The sequence below is a fragment of the Microbacterium sp. NPDC064942 genome (assembly GCF_049545525.1).
Classification (GTDB): domain Bacteria; phylum Actinomycetota; class Actinomycetes; order Actinomycetales; family Microbacteriaceae; genus Microbacterium; species Microbacterium gawkjiense.
On record NZ_JBMWDR010000001.1, the window covers coordinates 449,671 to 462,621 of the forward strand.

Annotated in this window: 13 protein-coding genes and 1 tRNA gene; 8 read left to right on the plus strand and 6 right to left on the minus strand. The window is 73.8% G+C overall.

Annotated features, from left to right (window positions below; translation table 11 throughout):
- Nucleotides 1–6: 6 nt before the first annotated feature.
- Entirely contained in the window at nucleotides 7–1,002 is a 996-nt protein-coding gene (locus tag ACPEH2_RS02185) for a large exoprotein (RefSeq protein ID WP_423718145.1), read from the plus strand.
- A gap of 54 nt (nucleotides 1,003–1,056) precedes the next feature.
- Nucleotides 1,057–1,132, plus strand: a tRNA-Ala gene (locus ACPEH2_RS02190).
- A gap of 47 nt (nucleotides 1,133–1,179) precedes the next feature.
- Here the strand turns inward: ACPEH2_RS02190 and ACPEH2_RS02195 are convergent.
- Together ACPEH2_RS02195 and ACPEH2_RS02200 are read right to left on the minus strand one after the other, a co-directional pair.
- The gene (locus ACPEH2_RS02195) at nucleotides 1,180–1,353 is read right to left on the minus strand and encodes a hypothetical protein (protein WP_423718146.1); all 174 of its coding nucleotides are present in this window, start codon (nucleotides 1,351–1,353) and stop codon (nucleotides 1,180–1,182) included.
- A 121-nt stretch (nucleotides 1,354–1,474) separates the two neighbouring features.
- Nucleotides 1,475–2,548 carry a Glu/Leu/Phe/Val dehydrogenase family protein gene (locus tag ACPEH2_RS02200; protein ID WP_217532276.1) on the minus strand — a complete coding sequence of 358 codons (1,074 nt, stop codon included), beginning with the start codon at nucleotides 2,546–2,548 and terminating at the stop codon, nucleotides 1,475–1,477.
- Nucleotides 2,549–2,657: 109 nt separating this feature from the next.
- Here ACPEH2_RS02200 and ACPEH2_RS02205 point away from each other — a divergent pair, with 109 nt between their 5' ends.
- The 3 genes from ACPEH2_RS02205 (at nucleotide 2,658) to ACPEH2_RS02215 (ending at nucleotide 4,645) form a co-directional block, all read left to right on the plus strand.
- On the plus strand, nucleotides 2,658–3,461 hold the full coding sequence (locus ACPEH2_RS02205) for a methyltransferase domain-containing protein (protein ID WP_423718147.1): 804 nt from the start codon (nucleotides 2,658–2,660) through the stop codon (nucleotides 3,459–3,461).
- A gap of 4 nt (nucleotides 3,462–3,465) precedes the next feature.
- Complete coding sequence (locus tag ACPEH2_RS02210) at nucleotides 3,466–3,942, plus strand: YbaK/EbsC family protein (RefSeq protein WP_423718148.1); 477 nt, start codon at nucleotides 3,466–3,468, stop codon at nucleotides 3,940–3,942.
- 133 nt (nucleotides 3,943–4,075) lie between these two features.
- Nucleotides 4,076–4,645 carry a substrate-binding domain-containing protein gene (locus ACPEH2_RS02215; protein ID WP_423718149.1) on the plus strand — a complete coding sequence of 190 codons (570 nt, stop codon included), beginning with the start codon at nucleotides 4,076–4,078 and terminating at the stop codon, nucleotides 4,643–4,645.
- 239 nt (nucleotides 4,646–4,884) lie between these two features.
- Here the strand turns inward: ACPEH2_RS02215 and ACPEH2_RS02220 are convergent, their stop codons facing one another.
- A complete protein-coding gene (locus tag ACPEH2_RS02220; RefSeq protein ID WP_423718150.1) occupies nucleotides 4,885–5,724 on the minus strand; it encodes an IclR family transcriptional regulator in 840 nt (279 codons plus the stop codon).
- 58 nt (nucleotides 5,725–5,782) lie between these two features.
- Here ACPEH2_RS02220 and hutH point away from each other — a divergent pair, with 58 nt between their 5' ends.
- From hutH to hutI, 3 genes are read left to right on the plus strand one after another with little or no spacing between them, the layout of a single operon-like run.
- Nucleotides 5,783–7,423 (plus strand): histidine ammonia-lyase, encoded by a 1,641-nt coding sequence (hutH, locus tag ACPEH2_RS02225; protein ID WP_423718151.1) that lies wholly within the window; start codon nucleotides 5,783–5,785, stop codon nucleotides 7,421–7,423.
- Nucleotides 7,420–9,084 (plus strand): urocanate hydratase, encoded by a 1,665-nt coding sequence (hutU, locus tag ACPEH2_RS02230; protein WP_423718152.1) that lies wholly within the window; start codon nucleotides 7,420–7,422, stop codon nucleotides 9,082–9,084. Before hutH ends, hutU begins: the two co-directional genes overlap by 4 nt.
- On the plus strand, nucleotides 9,084–10,310 hold the full coding sequence (hutI, locus tag ACPEH2_RS02235; protein ID WP_423718303.1) for an imidazolonepropionase: 1,227 nt from the start codon (nucleotides 9,084–9,086) through the stop codon (nucleotides 10,308–10,310). Before hutU ends, hutI begins: the two co-directional genes overlap by 1 nt.
- On the opposite strand, the gene ACPEH2_RS02240 is transcribed toward hutI, so the two are convergent.
- Genes ACPEH2_RS02240 through ACPEH2_RS02250 form a run of 3 tightly spaced genes read right to left on the minus strand, consistent with a single transcriptional unit; the run spans nucleotide 10,297 to nucleotide 12,928 of the window.
- The gene (locus tag ACPEH2_RS02240) at nucleotides 10,297–10,779 is read right to left on the minus strand and encodes a SixA phosphatase family protein (RefSeq protein ID WP_423718154.1); all 483 of its coding nucleotides are present in this window, start codon (nucleotides 10,777–10,779) and stop codon (nucleotides 10,297–10,299) included. The two genes, hutI and ACPEH2_RS02240, sit on opposite strands and share 14 nt — an antisense overlap.
- The gene (locus tag ACPEH2_RS02245) at nucleotides 10,776–11,654 is read right to left on the minus strand and encodes an agmatinase family protein (RefSeq protein WP_423718155.1); all 879 of its coding nucleotides are present in this window, start codon (nucleotides 11,652–11,654) and stop codon (nucleotides 10,776–10,778) included. The genes ACPEH2_RS02240 and ACPEH2_RS02245 overlap by 4 nt, the downstream gene beginning before the upstream one ends.
- A 2-nt stretch (nucleotides 11,655–11,656) precedes the next feature.
- Nucleotides 11,657–12,928 (minus strand): DUF445 domain-containing protein, encoded by a 1,272-nt coding sequence (locus tag ACPEH2_RS02250; protein WP_423718156.1) that lies wholly within the window; start codon nucleotides 12,926–12,928, stop codon nucleotides 11,657–11,659.
- Nucleotides 12,929–12,951: the final 23 nt, after the last annotated feature.

A 12,951-nucleotide genomic window follows, 5' to 3' on the forward strand; every position in this document is an offset into this window, starting at 1 on the left:
AGCGGCATGGGTGAGCAGGTGATGGGTGGCGGGGTGATCGTCCTCGTTGCCGTCCTCTTGTGGCTGTTGTACCTCCTGCCCTCGTGGCACAGCCGGTACCAGTACCAGGCTGCCGAACGGAACGCCGTGCGTCTGAACCAGGCTCTCCGTGTCCTCGCCGAGACGAGCGAGACCCCCGGCGAGGTGCGCCTCGAGCTCAACGCGCGCACCGCGCTCGCACAGCAGCGCCTCGCGCGTCGTGTGCAGGCCGAGCAGGAGAGCGTCGGCCTCGAGGCCGCACGCGCCGAACTGGCTGCCGCGAAGGCGCAGGCCGCGCTCGACCGCGAGCTCGCGAAGGCCGACCGTCGTCGTGCGGTCGCCGACGCCGAGGCGGCACGCGAGAAAGCCCGAGCGGATGCCGCCATCGCCCGCGAGCGTGCCATCGCGGAGGCCGCTGCGGCTCGAGCGCTGCCGGCGGCCCGGCGTGCGCGCGCACGTCGTCGCGTGCGGCTGACCGCGACCATCGTCGGTGTCCTCGCCGTCGTCGCGGCCGGTGTCGGGGGTTACCTCGGCGCGATCGGCGCCGGGTGGACCCTGCTCGCGGTCGGAGCCGTCGTCGCCGCGTCGAGCCTGCTCGTGCTCGCACGCATGAACACCGTCGCGCGACGCGCGGCATCCCGCATCCTCCCCGCCGTGGTCGTGCGTGCCCCGGGCGCCGTGCAGGACGTCGCGCTCGACTCCGACCGCGCGGAGTGGACGCCGCGCACCCTTCCGCGACCGCTCACCGCCTCGGCGGGCTCCCGCGCCGCGGCCGTGCTCGACGCGTCCGAGGCGCGCGAGGCGCTGCGTCAGGCGGCCGTCGAAGAGGCGATGCGCGAGCGTGCCGCGCAGGCCGCGCCGCCGTCGATCGACACCGCCCGTCGCACCCGTGCGGCCGAGGTCGCCTTCGCCGGACCGGCCGACGACGACCGCATCGAGGCGCACGTGCGGGAGCTGCTCGCACGCCGCGCATCGGGGCAGTGAGACCCCGCCTCGCGTTCGAGCGGCCCGTTCGGTCGTGGTAATGTTGAGGCTTCCGGGCCTGTGGCGCAGTTGGTAGCGCGCTTCGTTCGCAATGAAGAGGTCAGGGGTTCGAATCCCCTCAGGTCCACCACCGGAAAGACCCCCGCTCGCGGGGGTCTTTCGCTGTCTCTGACGTCTTCAGTCCGGCAGCGTTGCCCAGCGGTCGAGCCGCGCCGTGGTCATCCCCGTGACGGACATGTACTCCGAGAGGTACATCCGTCCCATCGCCCCCCGCGCCGCGCCGTAGAGGAGCAGCTGCGCACGCGAGGCGCCGGGGAAGAGCTCGGCCTCGGTGAACAGCAGCCGGGTCATCGCGACGTCGGCCGCGGGGTCGCCGCACGCGGTCGACTGCCAGTCGATCGTCGCGATGCCGCCGCCCGCCGTCCCGGCCCGAGCGGCCCGGTACCCGCCGCAGCGGGCCCCGGGCGCACGATCAGACCGCCGCGGGCTCGCGCCGGCCGGCCGCCAGCCGCTCGGCCGCGTAGGCCTCGGCCGCGTCGAGCGGGGTGACCCCGCGTGCGGCGGCGTCGTCGAACAGCCGGCGCAGGGTGTCGCCGATACCGTCGATGCGGGTCGCGATCTCGTCGCGGTGACCGGGCGTCCGCGCCTCGACGTCGAGGTAGATGACGCCGCCGGCATTCGCGACGAAGTCGGGAGCGTAGAGGATGCCGCGGTCGGCCAGGCGTGCGGCGCCCGAGCGGTCGGCGAGCGGGTTGTTCGCGGGTCCGCAAACGGCCTTCGCCGCGAGCGCGTCGATGACGTCGTCGTCCAGGACGCCGCCGATGCCGGCCGGGACGAACACGTCCGCCGGCACGAGGTGCTCGGTGCCGGGCTCGACCCACGTCGCGCCGAGCTCCGCCGCGAGCGACATCTTCGCCGGGTTCACGTCGGTGACAGTGAGGAGCGCGCCCTCGCCCGACAGACGCACGGCGAGCCGGCTGCCGACCTGACCGAGGCCCGAGATCGTGATGCGGCGGCCGGCCACCTCGGGGGACCCCGCGACCCGCTCGAGCGTCGCACGGAGGGCGGCGTACACACCGCGGCTCGTGGGACCGGCAGGCTCGCCCGAGCCCCCGACCGAGTCGGGCAGCCCCACGACGTGCGCCGTGCGCTCGCTGACGACGAGCATGTCCTCCGTCGTCGAGCCCACGTCCTCCGCCGTCCGGTACAGGCCGCCGAACGACTCGACGGCGTCGCCGAGGTCGAGGAAGGCCGCGCGTCGACGCTCGGCGTCGAGCGTGTCGCCCTCGCGCAGCGCGATGACCGACTTGCCGCCCCCGGCATCCAGCCCCGCAGTCGCGTTCTTGAGCGTCATCGCGGCCGACAGCCGCAGCGCGTCGCCCATCGCATCGGACCAGTGCGGGTAACGCCACAGGCGGGCGCCGCCGAGGGCGGGCCCGAGCGCCGAGGAGTGCAGGGCGACGGTGACGACGAGTCCGCTGCGCCGACCCGTGATCACCTCCACACGTTCGTGGGTGAGATCGGGCAGGGGCAGGGTGTGCGTCATTGCATTCCTTCTCGGCGGGCCTTGTGGGCGCTGCGGTGCGGATGCCGCCGATGTGCGGCATCCGTCATCATTCTGCCTCGCATATCGCTCGACGCCTAGGCTGTCGACCATGCAGACCGAGCGGTACTCCCACGGCCACCACGAGAGCGTGCTGCGGGCGCACACCTGGCGGACGGCGGAGAACTCGGTCGGGTACCTGCTGCCGCACCTGCGGCCCGGCGCCTCGCTCCTCGACGTCGGCGCGGGCCCGGGCACGATCACCGTCGACCTGGCGCGTCGCCTCGCCCCCGGCCGGGTCGTCGGCGTCGACGCGTCGGCCGACGTCGTCGCCCAGGCGCAGGCCCATGCCGTGGCCGAGGGCGTCACGAACGTCACCTTCGCGACCGCCGACGCCTACCGCCTCGACGCCGCAGACGGATTCTTCGACATCGTGCACACTCACCAGCTGCTGCAGCACCTCGCACGTCCCGTCGACGCCCTGCGCGAGTTCCGTCGCGTCGCGGGGCCGGACGGGCTCGTCGCCGCGCGCGAGGTCGACTACGCGGGCATCATCATCCACCCCCACATCCCCGCGCTCGACGACTGGCTCGACCTGCTGCTGCGGATGGGGCGCACCAACGGCGGTGAGCCGTCGGCGGGACGACGCCTCAAGGCGTGGGCGCGCGCGGCCGGGTTCGCCGACGTCGCCGTGAGCGCGTCGACCTGGCTGTTCGAGACCGACGAGCAGCGGGCCTGGTGGGGCGGATCGTGGGCCGACCGCGCCCTGCACTCCTCGTACGCCGACCACGCGCTCGAGCAGGACATCGCCGACCGTGCCGACCTCGAACGCATCTCGGCGGGATGGCGCGAGTGGGCTGCGTCCGAGGACGGCTGGCTGCTCATGCCCCACGGCGAGATCCTGGCGAGAGGCTGACCCCGTGACCGACAACCTCAGCACGCGCAGCCGCCTCGTGCACGACGCCCTGCGGGCCGCCGGCATCCCGGGGGAGATCGTCGTCCTGCCCGACGCCGCTTCCACCGCGGCGCTCGCCGCCGCCGCCCTCGGCGTCGAGGTCGGGGCGATCGCCAACAGCCTCGTGTTCCAGTGCGACGGTGCGCCCCTGCTCGTCATGACCAGCGGCGCCCACCGCGTCGACACCGCCGCCCTCGCCGCGCGCCTCGGGCGAGGGAGGATCAGCCGGGCGACGCCCGATCAGGTGCGCGAGGCGACCGGCCAGGCCATCGGCGGCGTCGCACCCACCGGGCACCCCGCGCCGCTCGAGACCCTCGTCGACGAGGACCTCGCCCGCTACCCGCAGATCTGGGCGGCCGGCGGCACCCCGCACACGGTCTTCCCGATGACGTTCGACGAGCTCGTGCGCCTCACCGGCGGCCGGGTCGTCTCCGTCGTCTGAGGACCGGCCGTCACCCTCACGTGTGGATGAGCTCGCGCCAGTTCAGCGGCACGCGTCCGCGGGGACCGGGGGAGGGTTGATCGGCGGGGTGGCTGGTCGGCGGCGCCAACTCGGGACCCTCGAACATCGCGGCGTGCCGTACGTGTCGTTCGGCCGCCCGTGGGACGTCGCCTCGCCCGAGGACAGCGCGCACCTCTGGGTCGACGTCGACGGCGCCTCGGGCACGCGCGCCGCGACCGAGCACGCCCTCACCGTCGGGCCGCGCGTCGCGTTCCTCGGCTGGCCCGCGGGGTCGCCGACGGGTGATGACCGGGAGCGGGGGTGGCGCGAGGCGATGACGGATGCCGGTGCCCGCCCCGACCTGCGCCTGTCGGCCGAGGAGCGGGTCGCCGAGGCGCGGGAGCAGGTCGCGGAGTTGCTGGCGACGACGGCAGTCGACGCGATCGTGTGTGCGAGCGACACCTTCGCCGTCGGCGCGCACGTCGCCGCCGTCGCGGCGCAGCGGCCGGACGTGCTCATCATCGGGTTCAACAACGCCCCCGCCGTCGAGGCCCTGGGCCTGTCGAGCGTCGAGCAGCTGCCCGAACTGGTCGCCGCCGGCACCCTCGACCTGCTGATGGGCAGCGGTGGCCGCATCGAGCGCCGCGCCGCCGGGGACGGCGAGGGGCACGTGCTGGTCCAACCGCGCCTCGTCGTCCGCTGAGACAGGGTTCCGACCCGGCAGACTGGGCCGGACCGGCGGTGCTGCGGACGACGGGTTGCGTGGGGCTCCGGGCCACATCCGCGGAGTTCTCGTGGTTTGCGGGCCGGAACCGGCCCGATCCTGCCGTGACCGCGCGGATCTCCGCGGTTGTTGCCCGGCGGCGCGGTAGCGGCGGGGCCACGGGGCTACTGCCGGACGCCTGCGGCAGCGAAGGGCGTCCGTCCGCGGTCCCGGCGCGGTCAGCGGTGCCCGATGCGGCGGGAGAGCTCGGCGGCCGCCTCGGCGGTGAGGGTCGCGAGGTGCTCGGGGTCGGCGGCGGCGTCGTCGGGCCAGGTCACGGCGATCGCAGCGGCGGGCCACTCGGCGTGGTCCCGGACGGCGACGCCGACCGAGCGGAAGCCGAGCGTCACCTCGCCGTCCTCGCTCGCGTGCCCGGCGGCGCGGGTGTGCCGCAGCAGTTCGCGCAGTTCGGCAGGGCGGCCGGGTCCACGACCCGTGCGCTGGGGGGAGAGGGATGCCGCGTCGGGGAACAATGCGCGGACCTGCTCGCGGGGGAGCGCGGCGAGCATGGCGCGCCCGGTCGCGGTGAGGTGCGCGGGGAGGCGGACGCCCACATCGGTGATGAGCGCGGGCCGTCGCGGTGCGCGCTCCTCGACGATGTAAAGGACGTCGCGGCCCGTCATGACGGCGAGGTGCGCACTCTCGCCGGCGCGGTCGGCGAGCTGCGCGACGATCGGTCGGCCGAGGCGGGCGAGGGGCTCCTGTCGCGCGTACCCGCCGGCGAGCTCGAACGCGGCGGTGCCGAGTCCCCAGCGCCGGTCGCCCTCGAGGTGCACGACGAACCCGTGCGCGGTCATCGCCGCGAGCAGGTGGTAGATGCTCGACCGCGGGATGCCGAGATGGCTCGCGATCGTCTGCGCCGCCACCGGCCCGCGCTGGTGCGCCAGGAAGCTCAGGATGCGGAGCGTCTGATCCGCGGCGGGGACCTGCGGCTTGTCTGGGATCGGCGCCCGCGGCTTGTCTGGGATCGGCGCCCGCGGCTTGTCTGAGATCGGCGCCCGCGGCTTGTCTGAGATCACAGACACAGGATGCCACGCGCGCCGCCTTTGGAGTCGGCGCAACCGATGGAATCGGATCATGCCCGTCCTCACCACCGTCACCCTCGGCGACGCCCCGCTCACACCCGCCGAGGTCGTCGCCGTCGCCCGGCACGACGCGCGCGTCGAGGTCTCCGACGCCGCGCTCGCCCGCACGGCCGAGACCCGCGCCCTCATCGAGCGCCTCGCGGACGACCCGCAGCCGCACTACGGCATCTCGACCGGCTTCGGCGCGCTCGCGACGACGTTCATCGCCCCCGACCGGCGCCGCCAGCTGCAGGCGAGCCTCATCCGCTCGCATGCGGCGGGAACGGGACCCGAGGTCGAGCGCGAGGTCGTCCGCGCGCTTCAGCTGCTGCGCCTGCAGACCCTCGCGACCGGTCGCACCGGCGTCCGCCCGGTCGTCGTCGAGACGTACGCGGCGATGCTCAACGCCGGGATCACCCCGATCGTGCACGAGTACGGCTCGCTCGGCTGCTCGGGCGACCTCGCCCCGCTTTCGCACATCGCGCTCGCCGCGCTCGGCGAGGGACCGGTCCGCACGGCGGACGGCACGCGGACGGATGCCGCCGAGGCACTGGCGACCAGCGGCATCCGTCCCCTCGTGCTCGAGGAGAAGGAGGGTCTCGCCCTCATCAACGGCACCGACGGCATGCTCGGGATGCTGGCGCTCGCCCTCGCCGACCTCGACACCCTGCTCGCGACCGCCGACCTCGCCGCCGCTCTCTCGGTCGAGAGCCAGTTGGGGACGGATGCCGTCTTCGCGGCCGACCTCATGGCGCTCCGCCCGCAGTCGGGGCAGGCGGTCTCGGCCGCGCACCTACGGCACGCACTCGCCGACTCGCCGATCGTCGCGAGCCACCGCGACCCGGCCGTCTGCACCCGCGTGCAGGACGCCTACTCGCTGCGCTGCTCGCCGCAGGTGCACGGCGCCGCCCGCGACACCCTCGATCACGCCCGCACGGTCGCGGAGCGCGAGCTGGCGTCGGCCGTCGACAACCCCGTCGTGACCCCCGATGGCCGGGTCGAGTCGAACGGCAACTTCCACGGTGCGCCGGTCGCGTACGTCCTCGACTTCCTCGCGATCGCCGTGGCCGACGTCTCCTCGATCTCCGAACGCCGCACAGACCGGGCGCTCGACCGCACGCGCAGCAACGGGCTGCCGCCGTTCCTCGCCGACGAGGTGGGCGTCGACAGCGGCCTCATGATCGCGCAGTACGCCGCGGCGGGGATCGTCTCGGAGCTCAAGCGTCTCGCCGTGCCGGCATCCGTCGACTCGATCCCGTCGTCGGCGATGCAGGAGGACCACGTGTCGATGGGCTGGGCCGCCGCCCGCAAGCTGCGTCGCGCGATCGACGGGCTCGCGCGCGTCCTCGCGATCGAGGTGGTGACGGGATGCCGCGCCCTCGACCTGCGCGCTCCATTGCAGCCCGCGCCGGTCACCGGCGCCGTGCGCGACCTCGTCCGCACGGTCGTCGAGGGACCGGGGCCCGACCGCTTCGTCTCCCCGGACATCGAGGCCGTGACGCGGCTCGTGGTGTCGGGCGAGGTCGCCCGCACCGCGTTCGGACCAGCCGCCGAGCGGACATCCGCCGTCGCGCGGACGAACGACCCCGAAACCGTCCGCTCGAGCGCAGATCTCCGCTCGAGTGCCGCACCGTTCGAAGGAGAACAGGCATGACCGACACGACCACGACCCGCACCGTCCGCGCGGCGCGAGGCGCCGAACGCACCGCGAAGAGCTGGGGCGCCGAGGCGGCCAAGCGGATGCTGATGAACAACCTCGACCCCGAGGTCGCCGAGCACCCGGAGGACCTCGTCGTCTACGGCGGCACGGGCAAGGCGGCCCGCACGTGGGAGGCGTACGACGCGATCGTCCGCACGCTCGACGAGCTGGAGCCCGACGAGACGCTGCTCGTGCAGTCCGGCAAGCCGGTCGGCGTGTTCCGCACGCACGAGTGGGCGCCGCGGGTGCTCATCGCCAACTCGAACCTCGTCGGCGATTGGGCGACGTGGCCCGAGTTCCGCCGGCTCGAGCACCTGGGCCTGACGATGTACGGCCAGATGACGGCGGGGTCGTGGATCTACATCGGCACGCAGGGCATCCTGCAGGGCACGTACGAGACGTTCGCCGCCGTCGCGCGTTCGCTCGGCCGCGACTCGCTCGCGGGGACCCTCACCCTGACGGGCGGCGCCGGTGGCATGGGGGGCGCGCAGCCGCTCGCCGTCACGATGAACGGGGGAGCGGTGCTCGTCGTCGACGTCGACGAGTCGCGCCTGCGCCGCCGCGTGGAGCACGGCTACCTCGACGAGCACACCGCCGATCTCGATGCGGCCGTCGAGCGGGCGCTCACGGCGAAGGCGACGGGCGCGGCGCGCTCGATCGGCGTCGTGGGGAACGCGGCGGACGTGTTCCCGGAGCTGCTGCGCCGCGGCATCCCGGTCGACATCGTGACGGACCAGACGAGCGCGCACGACCCGCTCGCCTACCTGCCGTCGGGCGTCGCGTTCGAGGAGTGGAAGGCGCAGGCCTCCGCCGATCCCGAGGGGTTCACCGAGCGGTCGCGGGCGTCGATGGCGCGGCACGTGGAGGCGATGGTCGGGTTCCAGGATGCCAGGGCCGCGGTCTTCGACTACGGCAACTCGATCCGCCGCGAAGCCGAGCTCGGCGGCTACGACCGCGCGTTCGCGTTCCCCGGGTTCGTCCCCGCCTACATCCGGCCGCTGTTCGCGGAGGGGAAGGGACCGTTCCGGTGGGTCGCGCTGTCGGGCGACCCGGAGGACATCGCGAAGACCGACCGCGCCGTCGCGGAGCTCTTCCCCGACGACACCGCGCTGCACCGCTGGCTCGAGAAGGCCGGTGAGAAGGTGCATTTCGAGGGCCTGCCCGCGCGCATCTGCTGGCTGGGCTACAAGGAGCGCCACCTCACGGGCCTGAAATTCAACGAGATGGTCGCCTCGGGTGAGCTGTCGGGTCCGATCGTGATCGGCCGAGACCACCTCGACGCGGGGTCGGTCGCGAGCCCGTACCGCGAGACCGAGGCGATGGCCGACGGCTCGGACGCGATCGCCGACTGGCCGCTCCTGAACGCGCTGCTGAACACGGCGTCGGGGGCGGCGTGGGTGTCGATCCACCACGGCGGCGGTGTCGGCATCGGGCGTTCGATCCACGCCGGGCAGGTCACCGTCGCCGACGGTTCCGCCCTCGCCGCCGAGAAGCTCGCGCGGGTCCTGGTCAACGACCCCGGCACGGGCGTCATGCGCCACGTCGACGCCGGGTACGACCGTGCGAAGGAGGTCGCCCGCGAGCGCGGCCTGACCGTCCCCATGCTGGACGCGTGATGGCCACCCTCTTCACCGGCATCGCCGAGCTGACGACGAACGCGGATGCCGCGGCCCCGACCGCGACCATCGCCGACGCCGCCCTCCTCGTTGCCGGCGGCCGGGTCGCGTGGGTGGGCGCCGCCTCCGACGCCGAGACTGCAGCGGCAACCCGAGACAGCGGTCCGTCGTCGACGTCTCGTGCTGCGCATGCTGTCTCGCGGTCAGGGGTCACGCGCGTCGACCTCGGCGGGCGTGCGGTGATCCCGGGTTTCGTGGACAGTCACACGCACCTCGTGTTCGCCGGCGACCGAGCCGACGAGTTCGAGGCGCGGATGACGGGCGTCCCGTATGCCGCGGGCGGCATCCGCCGCACCGTCGCCGCCACCCGGGAGGCGACGGACGACGAGCTGCGGGCACGTCTCGCCGCGCTCGTGGCTGAGCTGCACGCGCAGGGGACGACGACGTTCGAGGTCAAGACCGGGTACGCCCTCACTCTCGACGGCGAGGAACGTCTCGCCCGGCTGGCCGCCGAGGTCACCGACGAGGTCACGTACCTCGGGGCGCATGTCGTCCCCGAGGGAGCCGCCCGCGAGGCGTACGTCGACCTCGTGTGTGACGCCATGCTGGCCGCGGTCCGCCCGCACGCGCGGTGGGTGGACGTGTTCTGCGAGCGGGGTGCGTTCACCGAGGCCGAAAGCGAGCGCATCCTCCGCGCCGGTGCGGCGTCCGGGCTCGGCGTCCGCGTGCACGGCAATCAGCTCGGCGAGGGGCCGGGGGTGCAGCTCGCGGTGCGGCTGGGCGCGGCATCCGTCGACCACTGCACCCATCTGACGGATGCCGACATCGCGGCCCTCGCTGCGTCGGACACGGTCGCGACGCTCCTCCCGGGCGTCGAGTTCTCGACGCGGCAGCCGTACCCCGACGCGCGACGGCTCCTCGACGCCGGTGTCACAGTGGCGCTCGCGAGCGACTGCAACCCGGGCTCGTCGTTCACGAGCTCGATGCCGCTCATGATCGCTCTCGCCGTGCGCGAGATGGGGATGACCGTCGGCGAAGCAGTGTGGGCGGCGACCGCCGGGGGAGCGCGGGCGCTGCGCCGCAGCGACGTCGGCCACCTCGGCGTGGGTGCGCGCGCGGACCTCGTCGTCCTCGACGCACCGAGTCGGCGGCACCTGGCCTACCGGCCGGGGGTGCCGCTCGTCCACCGCGTGTACCGCGGCGGCGAGGTGATCAGTCCCCGCTGACGTCCCGCGGGGTGTCGAGATTCCAGCGCGCCGCCGGGACGGCGGTCGCGACGTCCCAATCGTCGGTGTCCCAGACGAAGGTCGCGACGGCGCACGTCGGCATCGCGCCGATCCCGCCGTCCGACAGCTGCTCGGCGAGCACCGTCATCCCCGGGTCGTGCGCGACGACCATGACGTCGGTGACGCCGCACGCGGCGGCGGTCGCGAGCAGCCGCGAGCCCGGGGCGCCGTACAGGCCCTCATCGGTCTCGACCGAAACGCCGAGGGCGTCTGCGAACGTCTGCGCCGTCGTCCGCGCGCGCACGGCGGTCGACGACAGGATGCGGGCCGGTCGCACGCCGGTCGCGGCGAGCCGTCGCGCCATGACCGGGGCATCCCGCCGCCCGCGGTCGTTCAGCGGACGTTCGTGGTCGTCGAGTCCGGTGCCCCAGTCACTCTTGGCGTGACGGACGAGGATGAGGGTGATCATGCGAGGGCCCTTCCGGCGAGCAGTTCCAGGACGCAGAGCGCCGCGAGTCTGACGGTGCGGCCGTCTGCGGCATCCGCCGTCGCGTCGACTTCGACGACGTCGGCGCTGACGACGCGACGATCCCCGGCCGCCGCGCGGACGAGGGCGCGCAGCTCCCACGCCTCGAGTCCGCCGGGGACGGATGCCGGGCATCCCGGCGCGACGGAGCGGTCGCAGACGTCCACGTCGATGTCGAGGTGCACGTCACCGGCGGTGCCCGCGATCGACAGTGCCTGGATCATGACGTCCTCGGCGCCGCGGCGGCGCACCTCGTCGAGGGTGATGACCGTGATGCCGAGGTCGGCGGCGCGCTCGGCGTAGGCGACTGAGTTGGCGAAGTCCGCGATGCCGATCTGCACGATGCGCCGCGGGTCGAGACCGTCCTCGACGAGGCGGCGCACGGGGGAGCCGTTCGACACCCCGTCGCGCAGATCGAAGTGCGCGTCGAGGGTGATGAGGCCCGACACCCCCGCTCCCTGTGCGGTCGCGTAGGTGACGGAGTTGTCGCCGCCGAGGGCGATCACGAGACCGGATGCCGCGCGCAGCCCGCGGACGCGCTCGCGCACGCGCGCCTCGCCCTCGGGGCCGTCGGGGTCGGCGACGTCACCGGCGTCCGCGATCCGGAGCGCCGCGTTCAGGTCGACGGGGGGAGGCCCGAGCAGGGTCGGGCTGAATCGGCGCAGCGCCTCGCGCACGGCGGCGGGTGTCGCGTGCGCCCCGGTGGGCGAGAGCGACGTTCGGAAGGCGGGCAGGCCGAGGATCGCGGCATCCACCCGCCCGTCCGGGGCCGGCCAGTCCCCGGCGCGCGGCCAGAGCGGGTCTGCGGAGAGCGCCATGGTCAGGGGAGCAGCAGGTGGGCGACGGTGAAGATCACGAGACCGGCGAGGGCGCCCACGATCGTGCCGTTGAGGCGGATGTACTGCAGGTCGCGGCCGACCTGCAGCTCGATCTTCTGACTCGTTTCGTCGGCGTCCCACCGCTCCACGGTGTCGGTGATGATCGAGGCGATGTCGTGGCGGTAGCGGTCGACGAGGAAGACGGCGGCATCCGCGATGCGCTTGTCGACGCGTTCCTGCAGGGCCGTGTCGGTCGCGAGCCGGGCGCCGAGGTCGCCGAGTGCGGCGGTCACGCGACGGCGGAGCGGGCTGTCCTCGTCGGCGAGGGAGCGCAGCAGGCCGGCCTTCGCGGTGTTCCATGCGTCGGCGGCGAGGGCGCGCACCCGCGGGCTGTCGAAGACGGCGCTCTTCGCGCCCTCGAGCCGGCCGATGGTCTCGGGGTCGTGCTGCAGGTTGTCGGCGAGACGCTCGAGGTACTGGTCGAGCGCCTTGCGCGCCGGGTGCTCAGGGTCGCGCTGCACGGCCGCGACGAACTTCGTCGCCTCGTGGTAGACGGTGTCGTCCACGAGCCGCATCGCCACCGACGGCACCCAGGATGGCAGACGGCGCGAGACGAGGCCGTCGAACGCCTCGCGGTTCGCGTCGAGCCAGCGGGCGATGCTGTCGACGCCCAGGTCGACCGCGCCGCGGTGGGCGTCGGCGTCCACCACCCGCGAGAGCCACGTCCCGAGCGACGGACCCCACGACGGGCTCAGCAGGTGCTCGTGAGCGAGGTCGCTGATGAGGTCCTGCACCTCGTCGTCGCTCAGCGCCGTGAGGATGCCGCTGGCCATCGTCGACGCCTCGGCCGCGACAGTCTTCGCGTGGGCCGGGTCCTGCAGCCAGGTGCCCGCGGTCCGCGCGATGTGCGTGGACTCGAGCTTCTGGCGGACGACGCCGCCCTCGAGGAAGTTGGTCTCGACGAACTCGCCGAGCGTGCGACCGATCTCGTCCTTCCGGCGCGGGATGATCGCCGTGTGCGGGATCGGGATGCCGAGCGGATGCCGGAACAGCGCCGTCACCGCGAACCAGTCCGCGAGCGCGCCGACCATGCCGCCCTCGGCCGCCGCGCGCACGTACCCCCAGCCCGAGAGGTCCTTCTCGAGGATGAACGCGATGACGAAGACGATCGCCATGAACAGCAGGGCGCCGAGCGCGACCGCCTTCATGGTGCGGAGCCCGCGATACCGCTGCTGATCAGCGGTGCTCAGCGAGCCGTACGGGATGCGGGCCATTCGGCCATCCTGCCACGGCGCCC

What these genes read in the sequence shown, in the direction of transcription:
- ACPEH2_RS02205 (WP_423718147.1), top strand. Translation starts at nt 2,658, where the DNA reads ATGCAGACCGAGCGGTACTCCCACGGCCACCACGAGAGCGTGCTGCGG.
- hutU (WP_423718152.1), top strand. Translation starts at nt 7,420, where the DNA reads ATGACCGACACGACCACGACCCGCACCGTCCGCGCGGCGCGAGGCGCC.
- ACPEH2_RS02250 (WP_423718156.1), bottom strand. Translation starts at nt 12,928, where the DNA reads ATGGCCCGCATCCCGTACGGCTCGCTGAGCACCGCTGATCAGCAGCGG.
- hutI (WP_423718303.1), top strand. Translation starts at nt 9,084, where the DNA reads ATGGCCACCCTCTTCACCGGCATCGCCGAGCTGACGACGAACGCGGAT.
- ACPEH2_RS02240 (WP_423718154.1), bottom strand. Translation starts at nt 10,779, where the DNA reads ATGATCACCCTCATCCTCGTCCGTCACGCCAAGAGTGACTGGGGCACC.
- hutH (WP_423718151.1), top strand. Translation starts at nt 5,783, where the DNA reads ATGCCCGTCCTCACCACCGTCACCCTCGGCGACGCCCCGCTCACACCC.
- ACPEH2_RS02245 (WP_423718155.1), bottom strand. Translation starts at nt 11,654, where the DNA reads ATGGCGCTCTCCGCAGACCCGCTCTGGCCGCGCGCCGGGGACTGGCCG.
- ACPEH2_RS02200 (WP_217532276.1), bottom strand. Translation starts at nt 2,548, where the DNA reads ATGACGCACACCCTGCCCCTGCCCGATCTCACCCACGAACGTGTGGAG.
- ACPEH2_RS02185 (WP_423718145.1), top strand. Translation starts at nt 7, where the DNA reads ATGGGTGAGCAGGTGATGGGTGGCGGGGTGATCGTCCTCGTTGCCGTC.
- ACPEH2_RS02195 (WP_423718146.1), bottom strand. Translation starts at nt 1,353, where the DNA reads ATGACCCGGCTGCTGTTCACCGAGGCCGAGCTCTTCCCCGGCGCCTCG.